23 protein-coding genes are annotated in these 26,288 nt (G+C 39.0%); 2 read left to right on the top strand and 21 right to left on the bottom strand.

What is annotated here, in order from left to right; genetic code table 11:
- Window positions 1-159: 159 nt before the first annotated feature.
- The 9 genes from F972_RS14455 to F972_RS14425 form a co-directional block, all read right to left on the bottom strand.
- The gene (locus F972_RS14455; protein ID WP_004770085.1) at window positions 160-1,047 is read right to left on the bottom strand and encodes a DMT family transporter; all 888 of its coding nucleotides are present in this window, start codon (window positions 1,045-1,047) and stop codon (window positions 160-162) included.
- A 154-nt stretch (window positions 1,048-1,201) separates the two neighbouring features.
- Entirely contained in the window at window positions 1,202-1,780 is a 579-nt protein-coding gene (locus tag F972_RS14450; protein ID WP_004770083.1) for a DUF4126 domain-containing protein, read from the bottom strand.
- Between the two features lie 126 nt (window positions 1,781-1,906).
- Window positions 1,907-2,050 (bottom strand): zinc ribbon-containing protein, encoded by a 144-nt coding sequence (locus tag F972_RS15620; protein WP_004637424.1) that lies wholly within the window; start codon window positions 2,048-2,050, stop codon window positions 1,907-1,909.
- Window positions 2,051-2,201: 151 nt separating this feature from the next.
- The gene (locus F972_RS16375; RefSeq protein ID WP_228127558.1) at window positions 2,202-2,882 is read right to left on the bottom strand and encodes a hypothetical protein; all 681 of its coding nucleotides are present in this window, start codon (window positions 2,880-2,882) and stop codon (window positions 2,202-2,204) included.
- Window positions 2,883-3,019: 137 nt separating this feature from the next.
- Complete coding sequence (locus F972_RS16370; protein WP_004770080.1) at window positions 3,020-4,018, bottom strand: hypothetical protein; 999 nt, start codon at window positions 4,016-4,018, stop codon at window positions 3,020-3,022.
- An 89-nt stretch (window positions 4,019-4,107) separates the two neighbouring features.
- Window positions 4,108-6,738: a Fe/S-dependent 2-methylisocitrate dehydratase AcnD gene (gene acnD / locus F972_RS14440; RefSeq protein ID WP_004770079.1), complete on the bottom strand. Its 2,631-nt coding sequence runs from the start codon at window positions 6,736-6,738 to the stop codon at window positions 4,108-4,110.
- Complete coding sequence (gene prpC, locus F972_RS14435; protein WP_004770078.1) at window positions 6,738-7,895, bottom strand: bifunctional 2-methylcitrate synthase/citrate synthase; 1,158 nt, start codon at window positions 7,893-7,895, stop codon at window positions 6,738-6,740. The genes acnD and prpC overlap by 1 nt, the downstream gene beginning before the upstream one ends.
- Window positions 7,896-8,053: 158 nt before the next feature.
- Window positions 8,054-8,935: a methylisocitrate lyase gene (gene prpB / locus F972_RS14430; protein WP_004680108.1), complete on the bottom strand. Its 882-nt coding sequence runs from the start codon at window positions 8,933-8,935 to the stop codon at window positions 8,054-8,056.
- The gene (locus F972_RS14425) at window positions 8,928-9,638 is read right to left on the bottom strand and encodes a GntR family transcriptional regulator (protein WP_004756736.1); all 711 of its coding nucleotides are present in this window, start codon (window positions 9,636-9,638) and stop codon (window positions 8,928-8,930) included. The genes prpB and F972_RS14425 overlap by 8 nt, the downstream gene beginning before the upstream one ends.
- Window positions 9,639-10,081: 443 nt before the next feature.
- Here F972_RS14425 and F972_RS14420 point away from each other — a divergent pair, with 443 nt between their 5' ends.
- Window positions 10,082-11,287 carry an amino acid aminotransferase gene (locus F972_RS14420; RefSeq protein ID WP_004770077.1) on the top strand — a complete coding sequence of 402 codons (1,206 nt, stop codon included), beginning with the start codon at window positions 10,082-10,084 and terminating at the stop codon, window positions 11,285-11,287.
- A 209-nt stretch (window positions 11,288-11,496) separates the two neighbouring features.
- Window positions 11,497-12,867, top strand: a complete 1,371-nt coding sequence (locus F972_RS14415) for a phosphohexomutase domain-containing protein (protein ID WP_004770076.1) — start codon at window positions 11,497-11,499, stop codon at window positions 12,865-12,867.
- A 53-nt stretch (window positions 12,868-12,920) separates the two neighbouring features.
- Here the strand turns inward: F972_RS14415 and galE are convergent, their stop codons facing one another.
- The 12 genes from galE to F972_RS14355 are packed head-to-tail and all read right to left on the bottom strand — an operon-like array spanning window position 12,921 to window position 26,283.
- Entirely contained in the window at window positions 12,921-13,937 is a 1,017-nt protein-coding gene (gene galE / locus F972_RS14410) for a UDP-glucose 4-epimerase GalE (protein ID WP_004770075.1), read from the bottom strand.
- Window positions 13,930-15,603, bottom strand: coding sequence for a glucose-6-phosphate isomerase (gene pgi, locus F972_RS14405; protein ID WP_004770074.1), 1,674 nt, complete (start codon window positions 15,601-15,603; stop codon window positions 13,930-13,932). The genes galE and pgi overlap by 8 nt, the downstream gene beginning before the upstream one ends.
- 2 nt (window positions 15,604-15,605) lie before the next feature.
- Window positions 15,606-16,865 (bottom strand): UDP binding domain-containing protein, encoded by a 1,260-nt coding sequence (locus F972_RS14400; protein ID WP_004770073.1) that lies wholly within the window; start codon window positions 16,863-16,865, stop codon window positions 15,606-15,608.
- Window positions 16,866-16,881: 16 nt separating this feature from the next.
- Window positions 16,882-17,757 carry a UTP--glucose-1-phosphate uridylyltransferase GalU gene (galU, locus tag F972_RS14395; RefSeq protein WP_004770071.1) on the bottom strand — a complete coding sequence of 292 codons (876 nt, stop codon included), beginning with the start codon at window positions 17,755-17,757 and terminating at the stop codon, window positions 16,882-16,884.
- 24 nt (window positions 17,758-17,781) lie between these two features.
- Window positions 17,782-19,656 (bottom strand): nucleoside-diphosphate sugar epimerase/dehydratase, encoded by a 1,875-nt coding sequence (locus tag F972_RS14390; RefSeq protein WP_004770069.1) that lies wholly within the window; start codon window positions 19,654-19,656, stop codon window positions 17,782-17,784.
- A gap of 45 nt (window positions 19,657-19,701) precedes the next feature.
- Window positions 19,702-20,229, bottom strand: coding sequence for an acetyltransferase (locus F972_RS14385; protein WP_034426728.1), 528 nt, complete (start codon window positions 20,227-20,229; stop codon window positions 19,702-19,704).
- The gene (locus F972_RS14380; RefSeq protein WP_004770065.1) at window positions 20,222-21,235 is read right to left on the bottom strand and encodes an MraY family glycosyltransferase; all 1,014 of its coding nucleotides are present in this window, start codon (window positions 21,233-21,235) and stop codon (window positions 20,222-20,224) included. Before F972_RS14380 ends, F972_RS14385 begins: the two co-directional genes overlap by 8 nt.
- Before the next feature lie 7 nt (window positions 21,236-21,242).
- Window positions 21,243-22,181, bottom strand: coding sequence for an NAD-dependent epimerase/dehydratase family protein (locus F972_RS14375; protein WP_004770064.1), 939 nt, complete (start codon window positions 22,179-22,181; stop codon window positions 21,243-21,245).
- A gap of 21 nt (window positions 22,182-22,202) precedes the next feature.
- Window positions 22,203-23,030, bottom strand: coding sequence for a glycosyltransferase (locus F972_RS14370; RefSeq protein WP_004770063.1), 828 nt, complete (start codon window positions 23,028-23,030; stop codon window positions 22,203-22,205).
- Window positions 23,031-23,044: 14 nt separating this feature from the next.
- Complete coding sequence (locus F972_RS14365; RefSeq protein WP_004770061.1) at window positions 23,045-24,208, bottom strand: glycosyltransferase; 1,164 nt, start codon at window positions 24,206-24,208, stop codon at window positions 23,045-23,047.
- A gap of 12 nt (window positions 24,209-24,220) precedes the next feature.
- Window positions 24,221-25,207 (bottom strand): EpsG family protein, encoded by a 987-nt coding sequence (locus F972_RS14360; RefSeq protein ID WP_004770060.1) that lies wholly within the window; start codon window positions 25,205-25,207, stop codon window positions 24,221-24,223.
- A 26-nt stretch (window positions 25,208-25,233) separates the two neighbouring features.
- Complete coding sequence (locus F972_RS14355) at window positions 25,234-26,283, bottom strand: glycosyltransferase family 4 protein (protein WP_004770059.1); 1,050 nt, start codon at window positions 26,281-26,283, stop codon at window positions 25,234-25,236.
- Window positions 26,284-26,288 lie beyond the last annotated feature (5 nt).

The raw sequence follows: 26,288 nt of genomic DNA, 5'->3' as shown, positions 1-26,288 counted from the left end.
GATTGTTTTCCTAAAAATTACTATTTCTAGCCATCCATGAAATAATTTTGCATATCCAGTTTTATAATTGGAATTATTTTCCAAATAAAGCATAGATTTACCTATTATCTTCCGATATATCCTGTTTTATCTGTGTATTTTTTTACTTAAAAAACAGATTTAAGCCCAAATCACCATAATTGCGGCCACAATCACCAACCACAAACCCAAATGATCGGTTTTGGCGAGCTTCTCTTTAAAGAAAAATGCTGAGATCAGTAGGCTAAATAATATTTCGACCTGCCCCAGGGTTTTGACTATTGCCACCGTTTGCATACTCATGGCACTAAACCAACCGACTGAGGCGAGAAAACTACAGATGCTCACGCGCAGGGTTAGGCCAAGACGCTGCCACATTTTATAAAGTGTTGTTCGGCTAAAAATCCCTAGGTAGAGTAAAAGTATAATACACTGAAAGCTGATCAGGCTGCAAAGTACCCATCCTGCACGATGCAGGAACGGCAACATGCTCAGTTCCAGACTGGCTTCGCGGACCAGTAATGAAGTGATGGCAAAGCATAATCCACTTCCCAAACCAATCATTAAGGTTTTAAATGATAATTCAGTGTGTTGACGACCTTTACTCAGTAGAAAGACTGCCACTGCACCAATCCATACTCCCACCCAGCCCCAGGCTGTTAAATGCTCCTGTAGGAATAAAACACCGACCAAAGCCGCCAAAATGGCTTCACTTTTGGCTAGCCCGACACCAATGGCATAGTTCTTCTGCTGGAATAATTTGACCATTAATGCTGTGGCATAAATCTGGCTAATGCCCGCAATCACCACATAGACCCAGAATTTATGGGAGAAATGAACCTGCGCTGTGACAGGTTGGTGCAGATAGAGAAATGCCAGATAGCTAAAGGCAAAGATGGGGGAAAATAAAAACCTTGCCAGCGTTGTTCCATAGACATCAACCGTGGTACTGAGTTGTTTTTGAAATGCGTTACGCCACGCCTGCATGAAAGCGGCCATGAGAGTGAATAGAATCCAAGTGATTGCCATAGGCTAAAACGCAAAATCAAAAAGTGATGGTAATTTACTCTGTTTTAAACTTTTTTTCGATGGTCAATATATCCATTCATGATATTGAACCCTAAAAATATGTTTGACTTATGATGTTTTTTAAACTGATCAAGTCCATATTCTATCCTTGTTTTTAGTAAGCTGACTGATCAAAATTATTTTGTCTTTTTTTCTGTACCCAACGTGCGACCACAATCACTAAAACAATCACCAACACCGTAATCAGCACAGGCATAATAAATGCCAAAATCGACAACACAATTGAGCCAAGCAACTCACCTGTTGCCACTACAAAATTTCCCAGTCCACCAGTGGTTGCTGTTGAAACACCTCGTGCAGCGACCGTACTCATTTGCACCACGCCTGCCGTCCCACCACCCACAATCAGTGCGGCTGCCCAAGTCGCAAACTGAGACATTTCTCCACTACTGACTGCCATCGTACTGAGTGTGCCTGCCACTACAGCAGCAGGTGTGGCAATGGTATCCAAGAGATTATCGACCCACGGCACATAGTAAGCTGCGATTTCACAGATGGTTGCAAATCCAAGTGCAGCGCATACAGATGGAATGGCTAACCATTCAAAGCCTTTGGCAGGTTCGTACCAACCCAACAAAGTTGCAATGCTCATCATCAATAAAGGCACAAAGACACGAAAACCACAGGCTGCGCTTAATCCTACGCCGATACAAAGTCCTAAAATTGTTTCCATCTGGATTTTCCTTATTTTTGTCAGATATCGCTATCTTGTTATTTCATATTTTACAGTAACAAAAAAGCCCTATCGAGTGACAGGGCTTTTATTCAAAACAGTGGGTAACTGTTTGGTGTTTGCGGCTTAGGCATTCTTACTGTTGAATTGATTGCCAAGGCATTTGGTACACGGAGGTAAACGATCAGTACCAATTTCTAAATAGGTGCGGTGTCCGCATTGAACACAAAAATAGAAGCCTGTTCCAGGTTTTTCGCCAGCAGTAACCATCTTTGTTCTCCATAGATTTTAGAAATGGTCCATATACTATAGCGTGATAGTTTTGATTATTTATTGACCTTTCTGACGAGTAGTGATGTCGGAAAGGTTAAGAAAGAGCTTAGATTTTTTTTCCTCCCAAGCATTATCTCCCCACTATCTCTCAAGGGGCACAATATATCATTGGAAAAACACCTGCATCTTTAGCCGCATGAGAAAATGAAGATAAAATCCATAGCCATTGAATAATATGCCCTCCAACTTTATGTCCTTGTTGTAATTTTCTCAGTTCTTTTTCTATGTTGGATTTTGAAATAAAATTACAACTCAGGATACACTTCCTATGTAATTTTGGGTTTTTTAAAATTAAATCAATATCTTGTTTAAAATTACCAGCATCCTTGCGAATCCTAGAAATTTTAGTTTGTACTCCCTTACCTTTACCATTAGCACCCTTTCCACTCTTATATGAATCTGCAAAAGTCGTGGAGTATTTATTTAATATTTGTTGTCTTGAAAAATGCATATTTCCTAAATTTTTGATACCTTGCCCCACTACATCCTGTAATCTACTTGCTGAGTTAGTTTCATCATTCGAATATTTTGAATGAATAAAATTAATACTAAAGTCTTTTAAATCAATAGTTAAATGATCTGCCCATTCATCACCTAAATCATCACAAAAAATATAATCGTTATTTGAATGTATCATTTCTACAAAATTAAACATTGAATTTGGTGTAAAAGCTTCTTGTACAGTACTAAATTCTCCTTTTTCTGATGTAACTTGTTTGATGTTATTTTGAGGATAAAGCATAGCTAAAATCGAATCTATTTCAGACACCCCAGATACATCCTCGAAGCAACTCTCCATGCAGTACATATATCGAGGGTTATCAAAAGTTAAACAGAATAGCCCATTTTTATTAATGTAATTTAAAAGGCTTTCTAACTTACCATTTTCTTCGATTTTAAAATTTCTCAATAATTTCGAATAAATAGACAATGTTTTTTATTTCTATTTATTTTTGTGGATTCTTCTAAGCTAACTATGTCTAGATTAGAATCTATTTCATACACAGCCCCAAGTCGAAGAAATAATTTATCAGATATTACATTAGGTACATCTATAACTTTTTTAACACGCTTAGTTTTACCATTTATTTTTTCTTTTCTTTTTCGTTCATATTTTAATGAAATTATACCATCCTCTATCCTTTCCTCAATTGCAGAAACATCAATTAATAAAGCTGCTGGATTACAAGAAGAAAGCACATCATTTAATAAAACTTTTTTTGCAAATATTTGAAGAAACTCATTCTCTTTAGCATTTTTAATTAATTGAATTTGACTATGTGCCCATTCAACTATGCTCTCAACAGACTGTCTAGACGATGATTCAACAAATCTACCACTCGCTGAAATAGACTTCGTTTGCCCTTGCTCCCTTACTTTAAAGTACGATGGGACTGAACGTCCTGCTGAATGACTTGAAAAAGATCCCTCCAGATCACTTGCTTCAAATGATCTATTTCTAATAGCTTTTTCTGAAACAGTCATATTGCGTAATGATATTTTTTGGAAATCAGCATTTTTTCCAACTAATTTACTCAACTCACTAACATCAATTAATTGAAAACTATCTTTTACAAACTGTAAATATGTCGAACAGCTTTTACTTAGTAAAACTAAATAATCATCTATCTCCATTAAAATTATATAGGCATAAATACGGTCTTCATAATTATCATCATCTAAGAAATGAACTGGTCTGACTGTTGAAAAGACTTTAATTGATAAAGTGTAATCAATATTTGTTTGTGTCTGCTTCTTAGTTCTAAATTTATCTATTATAAATTGCGTATTATCTTCTTTATTATCAGTTGCTAATTTGAGTATTTCATGAATTACAATGTCATTAGGCGAAACATTAGATTTAAAAAATAGAACATTTTTTGTCAATTCTAATCTATCAGGCATATTCTAACCCTATATTCTTATTTAATAAAAAACCCCATCATCAAGATAGGGTTTTTTTACAAAAATATCAATCACTTTTAGCTAAAGTATTAAGCCACTTGACCTTCTAAAAAGTCTTGTGCGAAACGCTGCAATACACCACCCGCTTCATACACAGAAACTTCCTCAAGCGTATCTAGGCGACAGGTCACAGGCACTTCCACAATCTCTTCTTTACCATCTGCTGTCGCACGTTCAATCACCAAAGTTAAAGTCGAACGCGGTGCAATATTACCAATTACGCTATACAGCTCAGTACCATCTAAACCCAAAGTTTTACGGTTTATACCAGCTTTAAACTCAAGCGGTAACACGCCCATACCCACTAAGTTAGTACGGTGAATACGCTCGAAACCTTCCGCCACGATTGCTTCAACACCTGCAAGACGAACACCTTTCGCTGCCCAGTCACGGCTTGAACCTTGACCATAATCCGCACCTGCAACAATGATCAAAGGTTGCTTACGGTTCATGTAAGTTTCAATCGCTTCCCACATACGCATCACTTCGCCTTCAGGCTCTACACGCGCTTTTGAACCTTGTTTAATCGTGCCGTCAGAACGAACCACCATTTCATTAAACAATTTCGGGTTGGCAAATGTTGCACGTTGTGCAGTCAAATGGTCACCACGGTGTGTCGCATATGAGTTGAAGTCTTCTTCAGGTACGCCCATTTTGTGTAGGTATTCACCCGCAGCCGAATCCATCATGATCGCATTTGAAGGCGACAAATGGTCAGTCGTGATGTTATCCCCCAAAATTGCAAGCGGACGCATGTTGGTCAAAGTACGTGGTGCAGCCAACGCCCCTTCCCAATACGGCGGACGACGAATGTAAGTACTCATTGGACGCCAGTCGTAAAGTGGGCTTTCCGCTTGCTCAACTTCACCGAGGTCAAACATAGGAATGTAGACTTTACGGAATTGTTCAGGCTTCACAGCTTCTTTTACCAGTGCATCGATTTCAGCATCAGATGGCCAGATATCTTTCAGGTAAATTGGATTACCGTCTTTGTCTGTACCCAATGAATCTTTTTCGATGTCAAAACGAATTGTCCCTGCAATCGCATACGCTACCACAAGTGGAGGCGATGCCAAGAACGCTTGTTTTGCATAAGGATGGATACGACCATCGAAGTTACGGTTACCTGAAAGTACCGCTGTCGCATACAGGTCGCGGTCAATGATTTCTTGTTGAATCACTGGATCAAGCGCGCCTGACATACCATTACACGTAGTACATGCATAGGCTACGATACCAAAACCAAGTTTCTCTAGGTCTTTGAGTACGCCAGCTTCTTCAAGATACAATGCCGCCGCTTTAGAACCTGGTGCAAATGATGATTTCACCCAAGGCTTACGTACTAAGCCCAGTTCATTGGCTTTACGTGCCAATAGACCCGCCGCCACAGTGTTACGTGGGTTTGAAGTATTGGTACAAGAAGTAATTGCCGCAATGATGATTGCGCCATCAGGCATTAAACCTTCTGCCTCTTGTGCTTTCGCAAGATCTAAATTCCCTGCAATGCCTTTGGCTTTTAAGTCGCTGGTTGAAACACGTGCATGTGGGTTCGATGGCCCTGCAATGTTACGAGTCACGGTTGAAAGATCGAAACGAAGTACACGTTGGTACTGGGCTTTGCTCATATCCGATGCCCAAAGACCGATTTCTTTGGCATATTGCTCAACCAATGCCACTTGCGCATCTTCACGACCCGTCAGGCGTAAATAATCAATGGTGTTCTGGTCGATGTAGAACATCGCCGCTGTTGCACCATATTCAGGTGTCATGTTCGAAATCGTAGCACGGTCGCCTACAGACATGCTGTCAGCGCCTTCACCGAAGAACTCTAAATAAGCACCAACAACACGCTCTTTACGCAAGAACTCAGTTAAAGCGAGTACGATATCCGTTGCAGTAATGCCTGCTTGACGCTGACCGACTAGCTCAACACCGATAATGTCTGGTAGGCGCATCCACGATGCACGACCAAGCATGACATTTTCAGCTTCCAAACCACCCACGCCAATTGAAATTACGCCAAGCGCATCGGTATGTGGTGTGTGAGAATCTGTACCCACACAGGTATCAGGGAAAGCCAAGCCATCACGGTTTTGAATCACTGGAGACATTTTCTCCAAGTTGATCTGATGCATGATGCCGTTGCCCGCAGGGATCACATCAACATTTTTAAAAGCGGTTTTGGTCCACTCAATAAAATGGAAACGGTCTTCATTACGACGATCTTCAATCGCACGGTTTTTCTCAAACGCGTCAGGATCAAAGCCGCCATATTCAACTGCCAAAGAGTGATCCACGATCAACTGCGTTGGAACTACTGGGTTCACTTTAGAAGGATCGCCACCTTTGTCAGCAATCGCATCACGCAAACCAGCAAGGTCGACGAGTGCGGTTTGACCTAAGATGTCATGACATACCACACGTGCAGGATACCAAGGAAAATCCATGTCCTGACGGCGTTCAATCAATTGCTTTAAATAATCAGTTAAATTTTCTGCATCAGCTTTACGCACAAGCTGTTCTGCCAACACTTTCGAAGTGTATGGCAAGGTCTCGTATGCGCCTGGCTGAATATCTTCAACGGCTTGGCGCACGTCATAATATTCGAGCTGGGTATCGCCTTGATAATTTGGCAGCGGTTTACGGTATTGATTCGACATTAACCACGCTCCGCCAATGGTTTGAATTCTAGGTTTTCAGGGCCAGTGTAGTTCGCGCTTGGACGAATGATCTTGCCATCTTGACGTTGTTCAATCACATGTGCTGACCAACCTGCGGTACGTGCAATTACGAATAATGGCGTGAACATTGCCGTTGGAACACCCATGAGGTGATAGCTCACCGCGCTGAACCAATCGAGGTTCGGGAACATGTTCTTCACTTCTTTCATCACTGCTTCTAAACGTTCAGCAATAAGGTACATTTTGGTGTTCTGTTGAGCATCTGCAAGATCACGCGCCACTTTCTTGATCACTTCGTTACGTGGATCAGAGATGGTATAAACAGGATGACCAAAGCCGATGATCACTTCTTTCTTTTCTACACGGCTACGGATGTCTGCTTCTGCTTCGTCTGCATTGTCATAACGTTGTTGAATCACGAAAGCAACTTCGTTCGCACCACCATGTTTAGGACCACGTAACGCACCAATACCACCCGTGATTGCTGAGTACATGTCTGAACCTGTACCTGCAACAACACGTGAAGTAAATGTAGAAGCGTTGAATTCATGCTCTGCATACAGAATCAAAGAGGTATGCATGGCTTGAATCCATTCTTCAGATGGCGCTTCGCCATGAAGTAAATGGAGAAAATGTGCAGCGATTGAGTCATCATTCGTTTCAACTTCAATACGACGACCGTTGTTGCTGAAGTGATACCAATACAACAACATTGAACCCAAGCTTGCCATCAATTTATCAGCGATGTCTTTTGCACCTGCTTCATTGTGGTCTTCATGTTCAGGCGTTAAACAACCTAAAACTGATACACCTGTACGCATCACGTCCATAGGGTGTGCAGATGGTGGTAACTGCTCAAGTGCAGTTTTCAATGCTGCTGGTAAGCCACGAAGTGCTTTCAGTTTTGCTTTATATGCTTTCAACTCAGCTTTGTTTGGCAGTTTGCCATGTACAAGTAAGTGCGCCACTTCTTCAAATTGGCTGCCCACTGCAAGGTCAAGAATGTCGTAACCACGATAGTGTAAGTCGTTGCCGCTGCGACCTACGGTACAAAGTGCTGTGTTGCCTGCAACTTGACCACTTAACGCAACTGATTTTTTTGGCTTGAAGCCGACTGGTGTTTCATTACTGCTCATAAGATTGACCTTTTTATGGTGTTTATGTGTTTGCACTTTTACCCCCTCTAAATCTCCCCCTTATAAGGGGGAGACTTTCACGAAATCAAAATGTGATCTGATTGGTGAGGTTCCTCCCCTTTTTTTAAGGGGAGGTTAGGAGGGGTAAATTTCAGAGATTATTTATTCTTTGCAAAAGTTCCATCAAGATACTGTTCAAACGCATGGTAGTTAATGCGCTCATACAATTCTTGACGGGTTTGCATGGTGTCAACAACGTTCTTCTGTGTGCCTTCTTGACGCAGAGTCTCATACACATTTTCCGCTGCTTTGTTCATCGCGCGGAATGCTGAAAGTGGATATAACGCAATGCTCACATCCGCAGAAGCCAATTCTTCAGTGGTAAATAATGGCGTAGAACCAAATTCAGTAATGTTCGCTAATACTGGAACTTTGGTCAGATCAGCAAATTGCTTATACATTGCCAATTCAGTGATCGCCTCAGGGAATAACATATCCGCACCTGCTTCAATGTATGCCCCTGCACGGTCAATGGCTGCTTGCAAACCTTCAACTGCAAGTGCATCGGTACGTGCCATGATCACAAAGTTTTCATCAGTACGCGCATCGACCGCTGCCTTGATACGGTCTACCATTTCTTGTTGGGTCACGATCGCTTTGTTAGGACGGTGTCCACAACGCTTTGCACCCACTTGGTCTTCGATATGCATTGCTGCTGCACCGAACTTGATCATCGACTTGGTGGTACGTGCAATATTAAATGCGGAAGCACCAAAACCTGTATCCACATCAACCAATAAGGGTAGATCACAAACATCCGTAATACGGCGTACATCGGTCAACACATCATCAAGGTTGCTAATCCCTAAATCAGGTAAACCTAACGAACCTGCCGCAACACCACCACCTGACAAATAAATAGCTTTATAACCAGCACGTTTTGCTAACAATGCATGGTTGGCGTTAATCGCACCCACCACTTGTAATGGTTTTTCATTTGCGACCGCGTCGCGGAATAGCTGACCAGCAGATTTAGCCATGTTGATGTTCTCCTTGGGTTTGCAGCAATGTTTGCTCAACAATTTTGTAGGATGCATTGATGTGACGATGCATGAGCATTTCGGCAAGCTCACCATCACCCTCTGCAATCGCATCTAAAATGCGGATATGTTCATCCCAAGCTTTGCTTGGTCGATCAGGGGTATTTGAAAATTGAATTCGATACATACGGATGAGGTGATACAGCTCGTCACATAACATTTTTTCTAAGGTTTTATTGCCACTGCTTTTGATAATGCAGTAATGGAAATCGTCTTGACCTTCTTGTAGGTAATAACCCTTACCTGCTTTAAAATTTTCATCTTCAGCATGCATCCGCAACACATCACGCAATGCCAAAATTTGTTTTTTATCAATGTGCTGTGCAGCCAGCTTACAAGCTAAGCCTTCAAGTGAAGCACGAATTTGGTAAAGTTCTTTAAATTGTTGTAGAGAAAGAGAAACAACTCGCGCACCAACATGTGCCGTACGCTCAACCAATCTCTGCCCTTCGAGACGATGAATCGCCTCGCGCAATGGACCACGACTAATCCCGTAAATACGCGCTAATTCGGGCTCTGAAATTTTGCTGCCCGCAGGAATTTGTCCTAACACGATTGCTGATTGAATTTGCTTAAATACATGTTCCGTCAGCGTAATACTCTGACTGGTGCTGATGGCTTGAGGAACAAGGGTATCTTGCATATTGTCGACAATCTCTACAGTTTTGATGATTTTATAACGAGATAGAAGAAAAAATGCAATAGGATTGTCGACAATAAAATAGACTGATCCAGTCGATACTATTCGCTTGACTCACAATAGAATGTTCTGAAAAAGGCACTAAATACATAAAATAATTATATATAAAACATATTGTTAATAAAATTTAAGTACTTTATTTCAATTGATTCAAGGCATTTTTCCCAGTATTTATATTACGTATGCTACGACCATGGTATGACAGCTTGATTGTAGACAATCCTTATAATCGATCGATTTTATACGAATTTTTGTAAGTAAATACTGTACCAGAAATGTAAATAACAGCGTGCTTCATAGGCGCTTTATTGGTACATTATTGGGCATCTGGAGCAGCGCTCCACAAGACACATCCATGCACCTTGTTGAATAAAAGGACATTGTTAATGTTTCAACATATCCCACCTTATGCAGGCGACCCAATTCTCTCTTTAATGGAACAGTTTAATGCTGATCCACGCGCTGAAAAGGTTAATCTAAGTATTGGTTTATACTATAACGAAGACAGTATCGTTCCTCAGCTTGATACCATTATCGAAGCGCAAAAACGTATTGCCCCTAAAAATGATAAAACCAAACTTTATCTTCCAATGGAAGGTTTTAAGCCTTACCGTGACGCAATTCAAGCTCTATTGTTTGGCGCAAACAGCCCTGCTATTCAACAAGGTCGTGTTGCAACCATTCAAACGCTTGGTGGTTCAGGTGCATTAAAAGTTGGTGCAGATTTCTTAAAAACCTATTTCCCAAATTCAGAAGTTTGGGTCAGCCAACCAACGTGGGATAACCATGTTGCGATCTTCAATGGTGCTGGCATCAAGAGCAACTACTATCCATATTTCGATGCTGAAACACGTGGCGTTGATTTTGATGGCATGTTATCGACATTAAAAACTTTGCCAGATCAAAGCATTGTATTATTACACCCTTGCTGCCACAACCCGACAGGTGCGGATCTCAATCCAGCCCAATGGGATCAGGTGATTGCAGTATTAAAAGAGCGTAACTTGATTCCATTCCTTGACATCGCTTACCAAGGCTTTGGCGATAGTATGGAACAAGATGCTTATGCGATTCGTGCTCTAGACCAAGCTGGTTTAAACTTCATCGTCAGCAACTCGTTCTCTAAAATCTTCTCACTTTATGGTGAGCGTGTGGGCGGCCTAACCTTTGTCTGTGACGATGCTGAAGCGGCTCAATGCACATTCGGTCAATTAAAGGCAACCGTACGCCGCAACTATTCTAGCCCTCCAACAACGGGTGCATGGTTGGTTGATCAGGTGCTCAATGACGCTGATCTGAATCAACAATGGCAAGTCGAGGTCAAAGAGATGCGTGAGCGCATTATCAAAATGCGTAGCATCTTAAAAGATGAGTTGACTAAAGCACTTCCTGACCGTGACTTTAGCTACCTTGTCAATCAAAAAGGCATGTTCAGCTACACAGGTTTGACAGGCGAGCAAGTCGACACCTTACGTGAAGAATATGCAATTTACCTTGTACGTAGTGGTCGCATCTGCGTTGCAGGTTTAAATATGAATAATATTTATAAAGTTGCCACAGCAATGGCTGAAGTGTTAGCTAAATCAGCTTAACCCATCCATCATTATAAACTGGAAATGGTTGTTTCACGTGGAACAACCATTTTTTATTATGTATATAAGGAGATACTTTGAATATATTGAAATCGGTATATCTAGGGCTAAGTCAGTTATAAATGATTTAATCTGTATCTACGATTGTTTAATCCAGCCCAGTCTTTGTATACTGCAACATATTAATAAACTACACAGCTCTTCTCAAAATGACTCAACTGACTTGCTTTAAAGCTTATGATATTCGCGGAAAATTAGGCACAGAACTGAACGAAGAAATCGCCTATAAAATTGGTCGTGCATACGGACAAATCTATCAACCTAGAAAAGTGGTGATTGGGTGTGACATCCGTCTGAGCAGTGAAGGTTTAAAGCAAGCAACCATTCGTGGTCTTAATGATGCAGGTGTCAATGTTCTAGATTTAGGCATGACGGGTACCGAAGAAGTTTATTTCGGCGCTTTCCATCTTGATGTACAAGGTGGCATTGAAGTAACTGCCAGCCACAACCCGATGGACTACAATGGCATGAAATTGGTTCGTGAAAATGCACGTCCAATCAGTGCTGATACGGGTCTAAAAGACATTCAAGCACTCGCTGAATCAGGTACTTTTACCGAAGTTGAGCAAAAAGGTACAACTGAAAACTATAATATCCTACCTGAGTTTGTTGAACACCTACTGACTTATATTGATCCACAGAAAATTAAACCACTCAAGCTAGTAGTGAATGCAGGCAATGGTGCAGCAGGCCATGTCATTGATGCAATTGAACAGAAATTCCAACAACTGAATATTCCTGTTGAATTTATTAAAATTCATCATGAAGCGGATGGGACTTTCCCCAATGGGATTCCGAACCCAATCTTAATTGAAAACCGTGACAGCACCCGCGATGCTGTGCTTGCGCACAATGCAGATATGGGTATTGCATGGGATGGGGATTTTGACCGTTGCTTCTTGTTTGATGAAAAAGGTCAATTCATCGAAGGCTATTACATCGTTGGCTTATTGGCACAAGCATTCTTAATCAAACAATCTGGCGAAAAAATTGTGCATGATCCACGCCTAGTTTGGAATACATTTGATATCGTAGATCAATATCAAGGTATCGCGGTTCAATCAAAATCTGGGCATGCTTTTATTAAAGATGTAATGCGTGAACATAATGCGGTTTACGGCGGTGAGATGAGCGCACATCACTATTTCCGTGACTTTGCGTACTGTGATAGTGGCATGATTCCATGGTTACTGACTATTGCCCTACTCTCTGAAACAAGTCAATCACTTTCAACATTAGTTGAGAATATGATTACCAAATTTCCATGTAGCGGTGAAATCAATTTTAAAGTAGCAGATACACAAGCAACGGTACAAAAGATTTTTGATCATTATGCGGACCAAAATCCATTAGTAGACCGTACCGATGGTGTGAGTCTTGATTTTGGTGCGTGGCGTTTGAATGTCCGCGCATCGAATACCGAGCCTTTATTGCGTTTAAATATTGAAAGCCGTGCCGATCAAAACCCGCAACCGATGCAAAATTATGTGGATGAGTTGACAGATTTGATTCAAGGATAAGCGAAAAGTTAAAAAACAGGGAGCTGTTACTCCCTGTTTATATGAAACAATAATTATTGATATCCATTTGGATTTTGTTTTTGCCAATTCCAACTATCCGCCAGCATATCTTCCAATGTATATTGAGGCTGCCAACCGAGCTCGCTCAATGCACGCGTATTGTCTGCAAATGAAGTAGCAACATCACCTGCACGACGTGGTGCAAATTCAAACGCAACAGGCACACCATTGATTTGCTCAAAGGTGTTTTTGACTTGTAATACGGATGAACCATTGCCTGTGCCAATGTTCCATGCACGACATCCCTGCGCAGCAAGGCGATTATTTAAGGCACATAAATGGGCATTGGCTAAATCTACCACATGAATATAATCACGCACACCTGTTCCATCAATCGTGTCATAGTCATTGCCATAAATGGATAATTTCTCACGACGACCAACAGCCACTTGTGTCACATATGGCATGAGATTGTTTGGAATGCCTTGAGGATCTTCCCCAATCTGACCACTTTTATGTGCGCCGACTGGATTAAAATAACGCAGTAATGCAATCGACCAACGTGAATCTGCTTGCGCCAACTTTTGTAGCATCTGCTCAATGATGAGCTTGGTATAGCCATAGTTGTTGCTTGGCATGCCTGTTGGCATATCTTCATTCAATGGGGATATATTCGCTTCATCATAAACCGTTGCCGACGAACTAAACACCAGTCTAAATACACCTGCTTTTTCCATCGACTTCATTAACTGAATACTGCCAGCGATATTGTGATCAAAGTAAACCAATGGAATTTGCTGGCTTTCCCCAACCGCTTTCAGACCAGCAAAATGAATCACAGCATCAATCTGGTGGTCTTGAAACACCTGATCAACCTCTTGTTCAAATCGGATGTCACCTTTAACAAAAACCAAATCCTTATTGGTTAATTTCTGTACACGATGTAAAGATTCTTCAGAACTATTCGACAGGTTATCAAATACAACCACCTCATGCCCCGCATTTAGCAGTTCAACACAAGTATGAGAACCGATATAGCCAGCACCACCTGCAACTAAAATCTTAGCCATCTATTTTTCCTAATAAAATTTTTAATAAACCTTGAGTTGATGCATCGAGTGCCGATAAATCACCCTGTTCACCATTTAGAATTGGTAATAGTTGATTGGCGATTTCTTTACCTTTTTCAACACCCCATTGGTCAAAGGGATTGATATTCCATAAAACAGATTGCACAAACACTTTATGTTCATACAATGCGATAAGCATCCCTAAGCTATAGGGATTCAACTCTTTTAATAGAATGGTTGAGCTCGGTTGATTACCCTCATATTGCTTATAACTAGGTAAATCTTTTAGCTCATCTACTGAGAGCGCCTGATTGCCAAAGGCGAGCAAACGCGATTGAGCCAAACAATTTGAGAGTGCCAAATGATGTTGCTCAACTAAGGCCTCTGCATTTTCAGCATAGGTAAATTGGTTGGCATTATAACGTTTCACTGGCGCAATAAAATCACAGCTGACCGAATGTGTTCCTTGGTGTAAGAGTTGATAGAAAGCATGTTGCGCATTCGGTCCAACTTCTCCCCAGACAATTGGGCAGGTCGCTGAACTCACTTTCACACCATTCCGCTGGATGGATTTACCATTTGACTCCATCTCAAGCTGTTGCAAATAGGCTGCAAAATACTTTAACCGCCCATCATAAGGCAGTACCGCATGAGTCTGAATATCGAGAAAATTATTATTCCATACACCTAACAATCCCATAAGTACGGGAATATTTTGGTGAAATGGAGCTGTTTGAAAATGCTGGTCAATCGCATAAGCACCAGTTAATAGTTGCTTAAAGCCCTCTACCCCAATACTCAGCGCAATCGGCAGACCAATACAGGACCATAAGGAATAGCGACCACCAACCCAATCCCATAATAATAATTGGTGATCAGATGCAATACCCCACGCGGTCATCTTGTCTGGTTTCGTAGAAACCCCAATAAAATGATGTTTGAGAATATTATTGTCTACACCTAATGTGTTCTCTAACCATTGACGTGCTGTCTGGGCATTAGAAAGCGTATCAATCGTACCAAAAGACTTGGACGAAATAATAAATAAAGTGGTTTCTGGCCGTAATTGATGCAGCAAATCAGAAAGCTGACTGCCATCCATGGTCGAAACAAAGTGAATACCTAAAGGTTTACTTGTGGTTGTTTTATAGTCTGAGAGGGCATGAGTGACCATTAATGGACCTAAATCGGAACCACCCACACCAATATTCACTACATCCTGAATGACTTCACCCGTCACACCACGGTATTGTCCCGCATGAATTTTCTCAACCAAGGCATACATACGTGCTAACTGTGTATGCACCTGTTGGTTAATTTCAGAGCAACCCTGTTCAGATTTGGGCAAACGCAATGCCCAATGCATAGCAGCCCGATGTTCAGTGTAATTAATCTGCTCGATTGAAAATAGCTTTCTAATCCATTGCGCCAAATCTCGGGTCTGGGCTAGATCAACCAACCCATCTAAAATCTGCTGATTAATTCGATGCTTACTAAAATCTAAAACAAGTTGATCATATTCAACTGAAAATTTCTGGAAACGCAAAGGATCGGCTGCAAATAATTGATTAAGATGCGTCTCTTTAGATTGTTCCTGTAAATCAGATAGATTTTCGATCACCACTTGCTGATCTTTTAACAAAAATGGCTGGATATTTTTGACCATAATTAACGCCCCACCCCCATATATGCAAAGCCCTGAGCTTTCACATAATGCGGATCATAAATATTACGACCATCCAGAATCAAAGGGTGTGACATCAACTGTATTAATTGCTTAAAGTCAGGACTCCAGTACTGTTTCCATGCCGTCAAAATACATAAGCCATGTACACCTTGTATGGCCACATATTGGTCTTTACATAGAATAAGATCCTCACGTTGCCCATACATCGCTTCGATTTCATCTAAAGCTTGTGGATCATGTAAACGTACTGTGACTCCTTGAGCCCATAAAGCTGCCAACATGGGATGGATCGGTGACTGCTGAATACTTGAGGTATTTTCTTTAAATGAAGCACCCCAAATCGCAACTGTCTTGCCATGTAAGTCACCATGGTAATAATTCCACAGTTTGCGAAATAAGATTTCTTTCTGCTGTTCGTTAATGTCCCAAACTTGCGCAAGCAACTGACTTTTAACCCCTGTATTTGCCACAGTATTGGCAAGGGTTAAAATATCATGTGAGAAATTCTCACCGCCAAAACCTGCGCCTGGAGATAAATAAGCTGAACCAACGCGATTATCGGCAGCCATTCCCTGACGTACTGAAGCAATGTCAATCCCCAGTTTTTCCGCCACGACAGCAAGATCATTGATATAGCTAATTCGTGTTGCCAACATGCCAGAAATACTCAGCTTGGTAAACTCAGCATCCAGAATTGGCATAAACAGATATTGCTGATCCAAAGGGAAGAAAGGCCTTAACAATTCTTTAATCTTTTTTTGTACTGCGGTCTCTATGCATCCAACGATTAAGTGTTTTGCCTGAGTTAAACTTTGTAACGCATTTCCCTCTTGGATGGTATCTGGTAAATAGGCCCAGTCATCTTCAGAAAGAATTTGTTGAAAATGCTCAGTCCCATGTAAGCCAAAGGTAGATGCATTGATCATCAGTTTAGGATGAATAATTGGACGCTGTTTTAGTGATGCCAATAGTTGAAAAACTTGTTGTTTTTGGGTTTGATTAAAACTAAATAAGTAAGCATCAATGTCTAAAGGAATACTATCCAAATCACGATAAATCAGAAATCCACTAGTGAGTTGTTTTTCAAGTAATCGACTGACACTTTCATCATGAAAAGAATATTGCTGACCATTTTCATTTGGGTTGATATGAGAACACCAATATACAAAATGTCCAGATTCAGACAATAATGCAGACATCACGCCTGCATATAAAGTATTACCAAAGATTGCAATTTTCATAACCATTTACCCTAAATTATAGGGCTAATTCTTGAATCAAACCCTTAAACTCTGCGCCCAATTTCGGATGTTCAATACCGTAATGTAGTACTGCTTTTAGATATCCAAGCTTACTCCCACAATCAAAAGTTTGCCCTTTCATCCGATAGGCTTCAACATTTTGTGATTGCTGCAATGTTGCAATCGCATCTGTGAGTTGAATTTCATTTCCTGCACCACGAGGCGTATTCTCCAATAGGCTCATAATCTCAGCAGGTAGAATATAACGCCCTACCACAGATAAATTGGATGGCGCAGTACCTACAGCAGGTTTCTCAACAATTCCCTGCATGATAGCACTTTCCCCTTCATTCGGAGAAATCGCAACATCTACAATACCATATTGATCAACCAAATGGTCAGGAACTGCCTCTACCATAATCTGAGCAGCTTGAGACTGCTCAAAACGCTGGATCATTAATGACAAATCATTATCACAGCTTTGGTTCTTAACCAGTACATCAGGCAATAACACTGCAAATGCTTCATTACCCACAATATCTTTGGCACATAACACTGCATGACCTAATCCCAAAGGTTGCGGTTGGCGTACACTCACCACACTCACATGCTTCGGTAAAATATCAGTAATTTCCTTAAGCAAATCAAATTTCTTTTTTTGTTCTAAAGTTGTTTCAAGCTCAAAATTACGATCAAAATAGTTTTCAATTGATGCTTTAGATGAATGAGTCACCAAAATAATTTGTTCTATCCCAGCCTCAACTGCCTCACGTACCACATACTCAATTGCGGGACGATCGACTACTGTCACCATTTCTTTTGGAATGGATTTGCTTGCAGGTAAAAAACGAGTGCCTAAACCTGCGACGGGTAAAATTGCTTTTTTAATCATATGTCTTAACCTGATCTCGATATTTTAATTTACTTTGACTTCTTTACCACGGACATAACCATCAACATAGTGTTCAAGCTGGCTTAATGCCCAATCAATATCCGATTGCACCGCAGTTAAATCATTTAAGCGCTCAAACACCATCAGCAATTCATCCAAGGGATACATTTTTTCATAAGAACGTAAAATACGACTGTGCTGGGTCACTTCGGTATTATCGGCATCAATCAACAGTTCTTCGTAGAGTTTTTCGCCTGGACGTAAGCCAGAGTACTGGATTTCAATATCACCTTCCTGACTGCCTGTTTCTCGTACTTTTAAGCCACTTAGGGCAATCATTTGGCGGGCTAAATCCTGAATGCGTACAGGTTCTCCCATATCGAGCAGGAATACATCGCCCCCCTGACCCAAAGCACCCGCCTGAATCACCAATTGCGAGGCTTCTGGAATGGTCATAAAGTAACGGGTTACTTCAGGATGAGTCACGGTAATGGGCCCACCCTTGGCAATTTGCTGTTTAAACAACGGCACCACCGAACCCGATGAACCCAAAACATTCCCAAAGCGGACAATGCTAATTTGGGTCTGATCTTGCGCTTCTGCCATCGCCTGACAATACAATTCTGCCATACGTTTAGACGCCCCCATGACATTAGTCGGACGCACGGCTTTATCGGTAGAAATGAGCACAAAGGTTTCTACAGCTGTTTTGACCGCTGCATTTAAGCTAAATGCCGTACCAATGGCGTTGTTTTTCAAACCTGCCAATGGGTTACATTCTACCAAGGGTACGTGTTTGTAAGCAGCCGCATGGTACACGGTTTGAACCCTATACTGTTCCATCACTCGCTCTAGTTTGGCCTGATCGAGCACTGAACCTAAAATTGGTATAATCGTGACATCGCTAGTTAAGCGTAATTCTTTGTCAATGCTATACAACGCAAATTCGGTCAGTTCATAAATCACCAAGGCTTTGGGTTTGTTTTTGACAATTTGACGACACAGTTCAGAACCAATGGAGCCCCCCGCACCTGTGACCAAGACCATTTTGTTTTGAATATTTTTAGCCAACAGTTCGGGTACTGGTGGCACAGGGTCACGCCCGAGCAAGTCAATAATATCAACTTCCTGAATATCCGATACGCGAATTTCACCATCGACTAGTTTGGTCAGTCCTGGAATTTCGGTAATTTTAATATGTGCAGGCTCTAAGAATTTGACGATCTCGCTTTTACGCATACGTCCGACCGAAGGCAACGCAATCAAAATTTCATCAATATGCTTTTTCGGCATGACTTTTAATGCTGTTTCTGCATCATAGACTTTTAAACGGCCCAACTGTTGCCCAGTGAGTGACGGATCATCATCAATAAACAACACAGGTAAGTGTTCATCGGAATTGTATAGTGCTGCTGCAATTTGCTGTCCTGCATTGCCTGCACCATAAATCGCCACACGTTTTTTTTGTACATCGGCTTGTAAATAAGAACGTACGATAAAGCGAATAAAGCCACGGCTAAACCAGACCCAAGCGAACATGAGAAAGCCGAACATAAGCGGAATAGAAGTGGGAATAAAGGCATCGGTAAAATATGCCAACGCATACAATCCTGCCACAGTCAAAGCAGTTCCCAACCCCAATTTGACCATAAACAGTTCGCTGTAGGTGCGCACAATAAAGCGATACACCCCGAAAATAAACAGCGATACAACTGCAATCACACTTGCCCATACCGAACCAAAAGCCAAGTTGGGCACCACTTCTGCGCCTAAATCAAACTGGCGAATGGCATAACATAGCCACAGCAAGACAGGAAATACACAGAAATCCAGCACAACTAAAAATGCAAGTTTGACTGAGCGAGGGGATTCTACAGCAAGTTCAATTATGGATTTCATAGATATACAATTATTAATATTTGAATTTTAAAACACCGTATTACTTTAATGCAGAATACAGGTTCCAACCTCTAAAAATGAATGTGTAGCAACTCTTTGACCACCTGCTACTTTTACCCCCACACTTAAATGGGCAAATGCTTCAATGACAACATCATGATCCAATAATGCACCAATATTTAAAATTACGCCATCGTTGATCACAGTTTTACGACTAATTATACACCCTGCCATGACACTCACCCCTAGGCCAATTTGTGCTGTTGGACTAATCATGCTGTGTGGGTGAATGACCGATGTCAATTCTATACCTAGCCCCAACACGGTTTGTTGCCATTGCAATCTTAAAGCATTATTACCCACCGCCACTATCGCTTGAAGATGCATGGTGTCTAACTGATGCAAACTGGCAATATTTGCAACAATGTTATATTCCGCCACATGCTGTGTTGCAGGCCAACGATCATCGGCAAACATAATCTCTTGCCATTGTCCACTCAATTCTGCAGCTTCTGCAACGGCCAAACCGTATCCCCCTGCACCTAAAATTAACAAGCTGGGTTTATTAGGCATCTGCATGACCTGCCTTGAATTTTATAGCCACAATTAACAATGGTATATAGGCAATCAATACCGCCAGTTCAGGGTACGCCCATGCTTGTGTAACCGTTATATAAGCGATAGGAAATAACCACAATAGATTAATTGCTGCAACCGCTAAAGTCACGGGAGTATGACTCCCGCATTTGCGCGATAAAATTTGATAGCTATGGCTTCGATGAGCATCATACATTTTATAGCCGCTCAATACGCGTTTTATCAGGGTATAGGTCGCATCGACCACAAATACACCTAGACAAATGATCCACGCACAAAACAGCACCAAGTTTTCCTTGAGGGCGATGAGCGCCAAAATACCCAAAGTGAGGCCGAGAAATCCGCTACAAGCATCGCCCATAAAAATTTTAGCCTTGGGAAAGTTCCACAGTAAAAAACCAAATACACAGGCTGCCAATAACCAAAGTATGTCTGAGTTTAATGTGCTATTGAGTACATAATACAAAATAGCCATACTAACGACAGTGGTAATGGCTTCGACACTGGCAATACCGTTAATGCCATCCATAAAGTTGTATAGATTGAGCAACCACACCAAAAATAGTACCGCAATAATATTGGCTATAAAGCCGAGTTGCAGACCATTAAAAGCTGTAACTTCGCTAAAGCCTCCCAAGCTGATCACCACACCAATTGCCACCAAAAAATGTACGGCTAAGCGCAACATGGAATTAATGTGCCCATGGTCATCTAAAAAACCAAGTAAAGCGATGACAAAGCCCGCTGCCATAAGAGTTAAGCCAATATGTAGCGTCAATTGTTGGCTATAGATCAACACCGCCAGCGCCAACAAGTAGCTACACACAACCGCAACGCCACCACCGCGGGGCGTGGGTACGCTGTGAGAGCTTCGCTCATTGGGGTTGTCTATAATGTTTTTCTTTAGGGCATAATGCCGCATGTAGCCTGTGAATAGTAATGTCAGTATAAAAAATACGATGCTCAGTGCAAAAATTGACATGCGTAAATTACTCTTTCATTTTTAAATAATTTTGACCCGCTTGCAACATCGCTTGCTGGGTACTCAATGGCGCTATCCAACCCAACAACTTCTGAGCTTTGGTCGTATTGACCTCTAGTGACTCAAACAACTGCTCATAGAGTTTGGATTTGCCAATACATGCAGCCCCTAGTTTCATAAGAGGCTGTGGAATATAAATAAAACGTGCAGGTTTTCCCATGCCCTGCTTTAAATATTGCACTAGTTCACGTGTAGAAATAGGAGTTTGATCTGCTACTAGAAATGTTTGATTGGCTGCATTCGGATGTTCAATACAGGTTTGTATAAAGTCTACCAAGTTTTCAAGTGCAACAAAGCTGCGTTTATTTTGTGTGCCTGCAAAAGGTAAAGGTAAATTGCTCGCAACTAGTTTGAGTAACCGAGCAAAGTTACCTGGTGCATGAGCAGCATAAACTAAAGGTGGACGAATAATGACGAGCTCTGTGTCTGATCCTGCAAATAGCTTTTTAAGTTCGTGTTCAGCCTCTAGTTTGGAAACCGCATAATCTGCATGGGGTTGTGGTAAAGCATCTTCTGTAAATGGTTGCTGGAGCGTCACTGAACCATTCACACCGATAGAACTCATAAATATAAAGCGCTTTACTTTTTTATCTAAAGCCTGACGTGCTAATTGCAAAGTACCATCCACATTCACTTTGCGAAATTCGCTCAATGGGTTTGTTGTTTGTTCATTTAGAATATGAGCACGACCTGCTAAATGGATAATGACATCTATACTGTCGGGTAAGTCTGCTGCAAAAATATTAGCAGCAACAAGTTGTTGGATATTTGCAGAAAGTACATGATTCTGAGTGCGGACTAAAGCAATCGTGTCATACACACTACTCACCCGTTCAGTCAGAGCTGTACCTACAAATCCTGTTGCACCTGTGATTAAAATATTCATTTATAACTTACCAAAATTTTATTAAGGCTTTTTTCTCAGAAGGTTATTATAAACAAAACCTAAAAGATTGCTTGGTAAAAACCTAAAGAAAGAACGTAAAATAAATGTAACGTATGCAGAAATTAATGATTGAGTCTTTAAAGCTATTTTTAAATCTAAAAGTTGTTTTTCACTCTTAATATATTCTGAACCACGACGCCGAGCGTGCATTCCATTTCCAACCCTTGCATAGACAAGTACTTGACTAAGGTTAGCAACTTCATATCCTTTACTAATAACACGTAACCATAAATTATAATCCTCCATGAAGAGATGGTGTTGGTAACCATGAAGAGATAAGATTATACTTTTTTTATAGGCTACAGTCATATGGTTGAAAGGATTTCGTTTTTTTGAAAAGCTTAATATATCTGAATACTCTTCAGGTACAGGTTTAAGTTTATTAGCGTCATTAACATTTTTATCAAACTCTAAAATTTGACCACCAAATAATACTACATTAGGGTTATTTTTTATAAATTGTAATTGATATTCAAAACGTTTTTCAACACATATATCATCTGTATCCATACGAAAAACCCAGTCATTTGAGCAATGTTTAAGCCCTTCATTAAGTGCTTTTCCTAAACCAACATTCTCTTTTAAAGGTATAACTTTTAAAATTTGATTAAGCTCTTTTTGCCAATAAAGAACTTTTTGACTCAGTTCCGTATTAATAGGCCCATCTATGACTAAAATAATTTCATTAGGAGTAATTGTTTGATTATTCCATATACTTTGAAAGCACTGATCAAAGGCTAGAGCGTTCTCTTTATAATATAAAGATAATAATACAGAAAATTTACTCATATCAGTAGAACCTTTCAATCCAAATAATTCACAATATCACTAACAAAATTATTTAATGTGAAATTAGATGCTCTTTTAGCTCCTCTATTTGCCAAATCTAAAAAATCATTCTTATTTAAATGAGCATTTTCCATTTCATTTGCAAGTGAAACAATATCATTCGGAGCTATAATCCTTCCAAAACATTCATCTTTAAAACTCATTACATATTTTGAATACCCAACATCAGTACTTATACAAAATAAAGAAAAACTCATAGCCTCAATTAAAACACGAGGACCTGTTTCTGATAAAGAGGGATTTATAAATATTTCATTTTTTTGGTAAACTAAATCTAAATCTCCACCATTTGGAACAAATCCAAGCAAAAAAATACTATCATTTAATTTAAGACTATCAATTTTATTTTGTAACACTGACTTGAGAGGACCATCCCCAACTATATTTAATACTATATTATCATACTTTTTTGTCAAAAAACTAAATGCTTCAATTAGTTGCTCGAGTCCCTTAGAATGCATAAGACGACTTACACATAAAAAACTTGTAATATTATTATCATACCTACTTCGACAATAAGGCTCTTTATACTTAGGTAGAGTACTTTCAATTAAAATTTTCGTCTTATCCCTTAAAAAAAATGGAATATTTTTTTTAATTGAATTCCCATTGCAAGTTGATTTATTAAAAAAAGCACTTATACATATAAAATAATACTCAAGTAAAAAAATTAATAAAACAAATACTTTCTTTAAAGGCATATCTCTATATTTTACTTTGATCAAATCAATTGGATCAGATGTAAAATGATACACTAACTTTTGTGATTTTTTTTTAAAAATACCGAACAGCCAAGAAAATGGTTCGGGTGTTCTAATATATATAAAATCACAATTTAATAATAGAAATCTTACGCCTGAATATATTTTAAAAAAATTCCTATAAGCAGAAAAATAAGTATTTAAATTAGGTATACCCACCAACTTTACTTGATCAAATGGAATGAAAATTTCATCATCACTTATTTGTCCATCATCAATACCACTTAGAAGATAAATTTCATCTGAATCTGAAAACTCATAAAATTCATGAAGATATTTAGCTTCTAATGAAGATATATAAAAACCATTATCTACTGGCTTTACATGCCAATTACAATAAAGAGCTATTTTATTCATACTTTATTCAACTTAAAAAAATGAGAGTAATGGCGAGTTTAAACTATTTGCAGATATTACACTCCTGAAAATAGTTAAATTAACAAACAAAAATAATAAAATAAACAATAAAGTTATCCTATCTAAATTCTTAACAATTGATAAAAATATAAAAGGTAAAAACGATAAAATCACCCTACCGCCAATTGGTGATAAAAAATACATACTTAAATAAAAAATTAGACCAACAATAGCGATTGTATCCACATCATATTTAATATTGTACTTTTTAATTCTAAATATTATAAGAAAAAGGACACCTAACCATAAAGCAAAAGCAAATCCACTTACGCTCATATCACTGTTTTCGATAAAATTAGACTGCTTAAACTCAATTGATGAAAACAAAAAATTGCTAAATAAACCAAATGTAAAAAATGATACTAAAAAAATAAAATATTTAAATATATCCTTAATATTAAAAATAGATAAAATATAATCAAAAAATATTAAAAAACCAATTAGAAAGAAAGAATTATGTATAAAACCTAACACAAAACAAGTAACCAGCCACTTTTTCCTATCACTAGTTGAAATACATACTAGCAACAATATAGCTGTTGCAAAACCCTGTCTTAACACGACATTTTGTAAGTGGATAAAACTTGGACTTGAAAAAATTAATACACATACCAATAATCTAGACAATGCATCCGAAGACTCTTTTAAAACTGAATAAAAATATATAAATCCACTTACAAATACAAAAAAAATAGGAACCAAATTGTCACCAATAATTAAACCAATAACATGACTAATTATCAAAAAAATAGGTTCTGAAAATAAAAATGATATAACACCTTCATTATATGCATTAATTAAATATAAATTAGCTTCCTCAGCATAAATAACATACCCACTACGATCTCTAAAAATATCGTTAGGTAGGATACTTAAAAAAAAGGCATAACACAATGCCAATATATAGAATATGATTTTTTGAACATATAGTTTTTTCATATAATCTTCACAATAACACTTAAATATTATGACTCAATAATCTTATTCCACTGCTCTAATATTAGATCCAACGAAAATTTAGAAATAATACTAGAAGATTTATCCGAAAAATCTTTCCTGAGATTTTTATTACTCATCAATAAATATAAATTTTCTGCCAATTCCTTTACATTTAGAGGCTCACACAATAATCCATTTATATTATGGTCAATAATTTCGCTAGGACCAGTATCACAATCAAAGGATATGATAGGTATTTTATAAAAAGTTGCTTCAAGTAATACCATTGGTAAACCCTCAAATCTAGAACTCATACAATAAATACTTGCTGATTTATAATGACTTTCTATATCCTTAGTAGGTGGTATAATTAAAACTGAATCAGATAAATTATATTTACTAATTAAATCAACCAATAGCTTTTGATCTTTACCTGAACCAATAATTTTAAGATTCCAATCAGGAACACGATTATGAATTAAACTCCATGCTTCAATCAATAAATCAAAACCTTTTTGCTCAACGAATCTGCCAATAGATAATACTGTTTTACTATTCACATCATAAATAAAATTATCATCTTCCATTTTTTTATACGGTATAGGATTATTAATACAGCAAATATTTGCTTTACAATCTTCATTCTCCAACCACATATTTTTATCTTTTTCAGTTAAAGTAATAACATAATCACAATATCTAGAAGCCAACCTTCGTGCCAGCAGTCTTTTTTTATTAGCTCTAAAAACATTATAGTTAAAATGCTCCCATGAGATATGTTTTACATTTAGACCTATTAAACCAATTAGAGAGAATAAACTTAAAGTTGTATCTACATCAATAAATACATCTATATCATTATTACAAACAAAATTTCGAACAAATTTTGCTATATTAAAAAAATTAAATATAAGCGATTTTTTTTGGTTATAAATCTCATAGAGCACAATATTATTATTTATTTTGAAAAATGGATTACTTCCAGAATATATGCTTAATATATATACATTATTATCTTTGGACAATCCATTTGATATTAAAGATACCATTTTTTCAGTACCGCCAGCTAAATTCATACTCG

The organism is Acinetobacter sp. CIP 102529, from assembly GCF_000368325.1.
In the GTDB taxonomy this organism is placed as follows: Bacteria; Pseudomonadota; Gammaproteobacteria; order Pseudomonadales; family Moraxellaceae; genus Acinetobacter; species Acinetobacter parvus.
The sequence above is the reverse complement of the archived record's forward strand: the minus strand, read 5'-3'. Positions and strand labels throughout refer to the sequence as shown.

Bases quoted from the DNA above. Each gene is read 5' to 3' on its own strand.
- F972_RS14450 (WP_004770083.1), bottom strand. From the start codon at position 1,780: ATGGAAACAATTTTAGGACTTTGTATCGGCGTAGGATTAAGCGCAGCC.
- F972_RS14425 (WP_004756736.1), bottom strand. From the start codon at position 9,638: ATGCAAGATACCCTTGTTCCTCAAGCCATCAGCACCAGTCAGAGTATT.
- F972_RS14390 (WP_004770069.1), bottom strand. From the start codon at position 19,656: ATGAAATCCATAATTGAACTTGCTGTAGAATCCCCTCGCTCAGTCAAA.
- F972_RS14370 (WP_004770063.1), bottom strand. From the start codon at position 23,030: ATGAGTAAATTTTCTGTATTATTATCTTTATATTATAAAGAGAACGCT.
- prpB (WP_004680108.1), bottom strand. From the start codon at position 8,935: ATGGCTAAATCTGCTGGTCAGCTATTCCGCGACGCGGTCGCAAATGAA.
- F972_RS14360 (WP_004770060.1), bottom strand. From the start codon at position 25,207: ATGAAAAAACTATATGTTCAAAAAATCATATTCTATATATTGGCATTG.
- F972_RS15620 (WP_004637424.1), bottom strand. From the start codon at position 2,050: ATGGTTACTGCTGGCGAAAAACCTGGAACAGGCTTCTATTTTTGTGTT.
- galE (WP_004770075.1), bottom strand. From the start codon at position 13,937: ATGGCTAAGATTTTAGTTGCAGGTGGTGCTGGCTATATCGGTTCTCAT.
- acnD (WP_004770079.1), bottom strand. From the start codon at position 6,738: ATGTCGAATCAATACCGTAAACCGCTGCCAAATTATCAAGGCGATACC.
- F972_RS14385 (WP_034426728.1), bottom strand. From the start codon at position 20,229: ATGCCTAATAAACCCAGCTTGTTAATTTTAGGTGCAGGGGGATACGGT.
- galU (WP_004770071.1), bottom strand. From the start codon at position 17,757: ATGATTAAAAAAGCAATTTTACCCGTCGCAGGTTTAGGCACTCGTTTT.
- F972_RS14365 (WP_004770061.1), bottom strand. From the start codon at position 24,208: ATGAATAAAATAGCTCTTTATTGTAATTGGCATGTAAAGCCAGTAGAT.
- F972_RS14455 (WP_004770085.1), bottom strand. From the start codon at position 1,047: ATGGCAATCACTTGGATTCTATTCACTCTCATGGCCGCTTTCATGCAG.
- F972_RS14380 (WP_004770065.1), bottom strand. From the start codon at position 21,235: ATGTCAATTTTTGCACTGAGCATCGTATTTTTTATACTGACATTACTA.
- F972_RS14400 (WP_004770073.1), bottom strand. From the start codon at position 16,865: ATGAAAATTGCAATCTTTGGTAATACTTTATATGCAGGCGTGATGTCT.
- pgi (WP_004770074.1), bottom strand. From the start codon at position 15,603: ATGGTCAAAAATATCCAGCCATTTTTGTTAAAAGATCAGCAAGTGGTG.
- F972_RS16370 (WP_004770080.1), bottom strand. From the start codon at position 4,018: ATGCCTGATAGATTAGAATTGACAAAAAATGTTCTATTTTTTAAATCT.
- F972_RS14355 (WP_004770059.1), bottom strand. From the start codon at position 26,283: ATGAATTTAGCTGGCGGTACTGAAAAAATGGTATCTTTAATATCAAAT.
- prpC (WP_004770078.1), bottom strand. From the start codon at position 7,895: ATGAGCAGTAATGAAACACCAGTCGGCTTCAAGCCAAAAAAATCAGTT.
- F972_RS14415 (WP_004770076.1), top strand. From the start codon at position 11,497: ATGACTCAACTGACTTGCTTTAAAGCTTATGATATTCGCGGAAAATTA.
- F972_RS14420 (WP_004770077.1), top strand. From the start codon at position 10,082: ATGTTTCAACATATCCCACCTTATGCAGGCGACCCAATTCTCTCTTTA.
- F972_RS14375 (WP_004770064.1), bottom strand. From the start codon at position 22,181: ATGAATATTTTAATCACAGGTGCAACAGGATTTGTAGGTACAGCTCTG.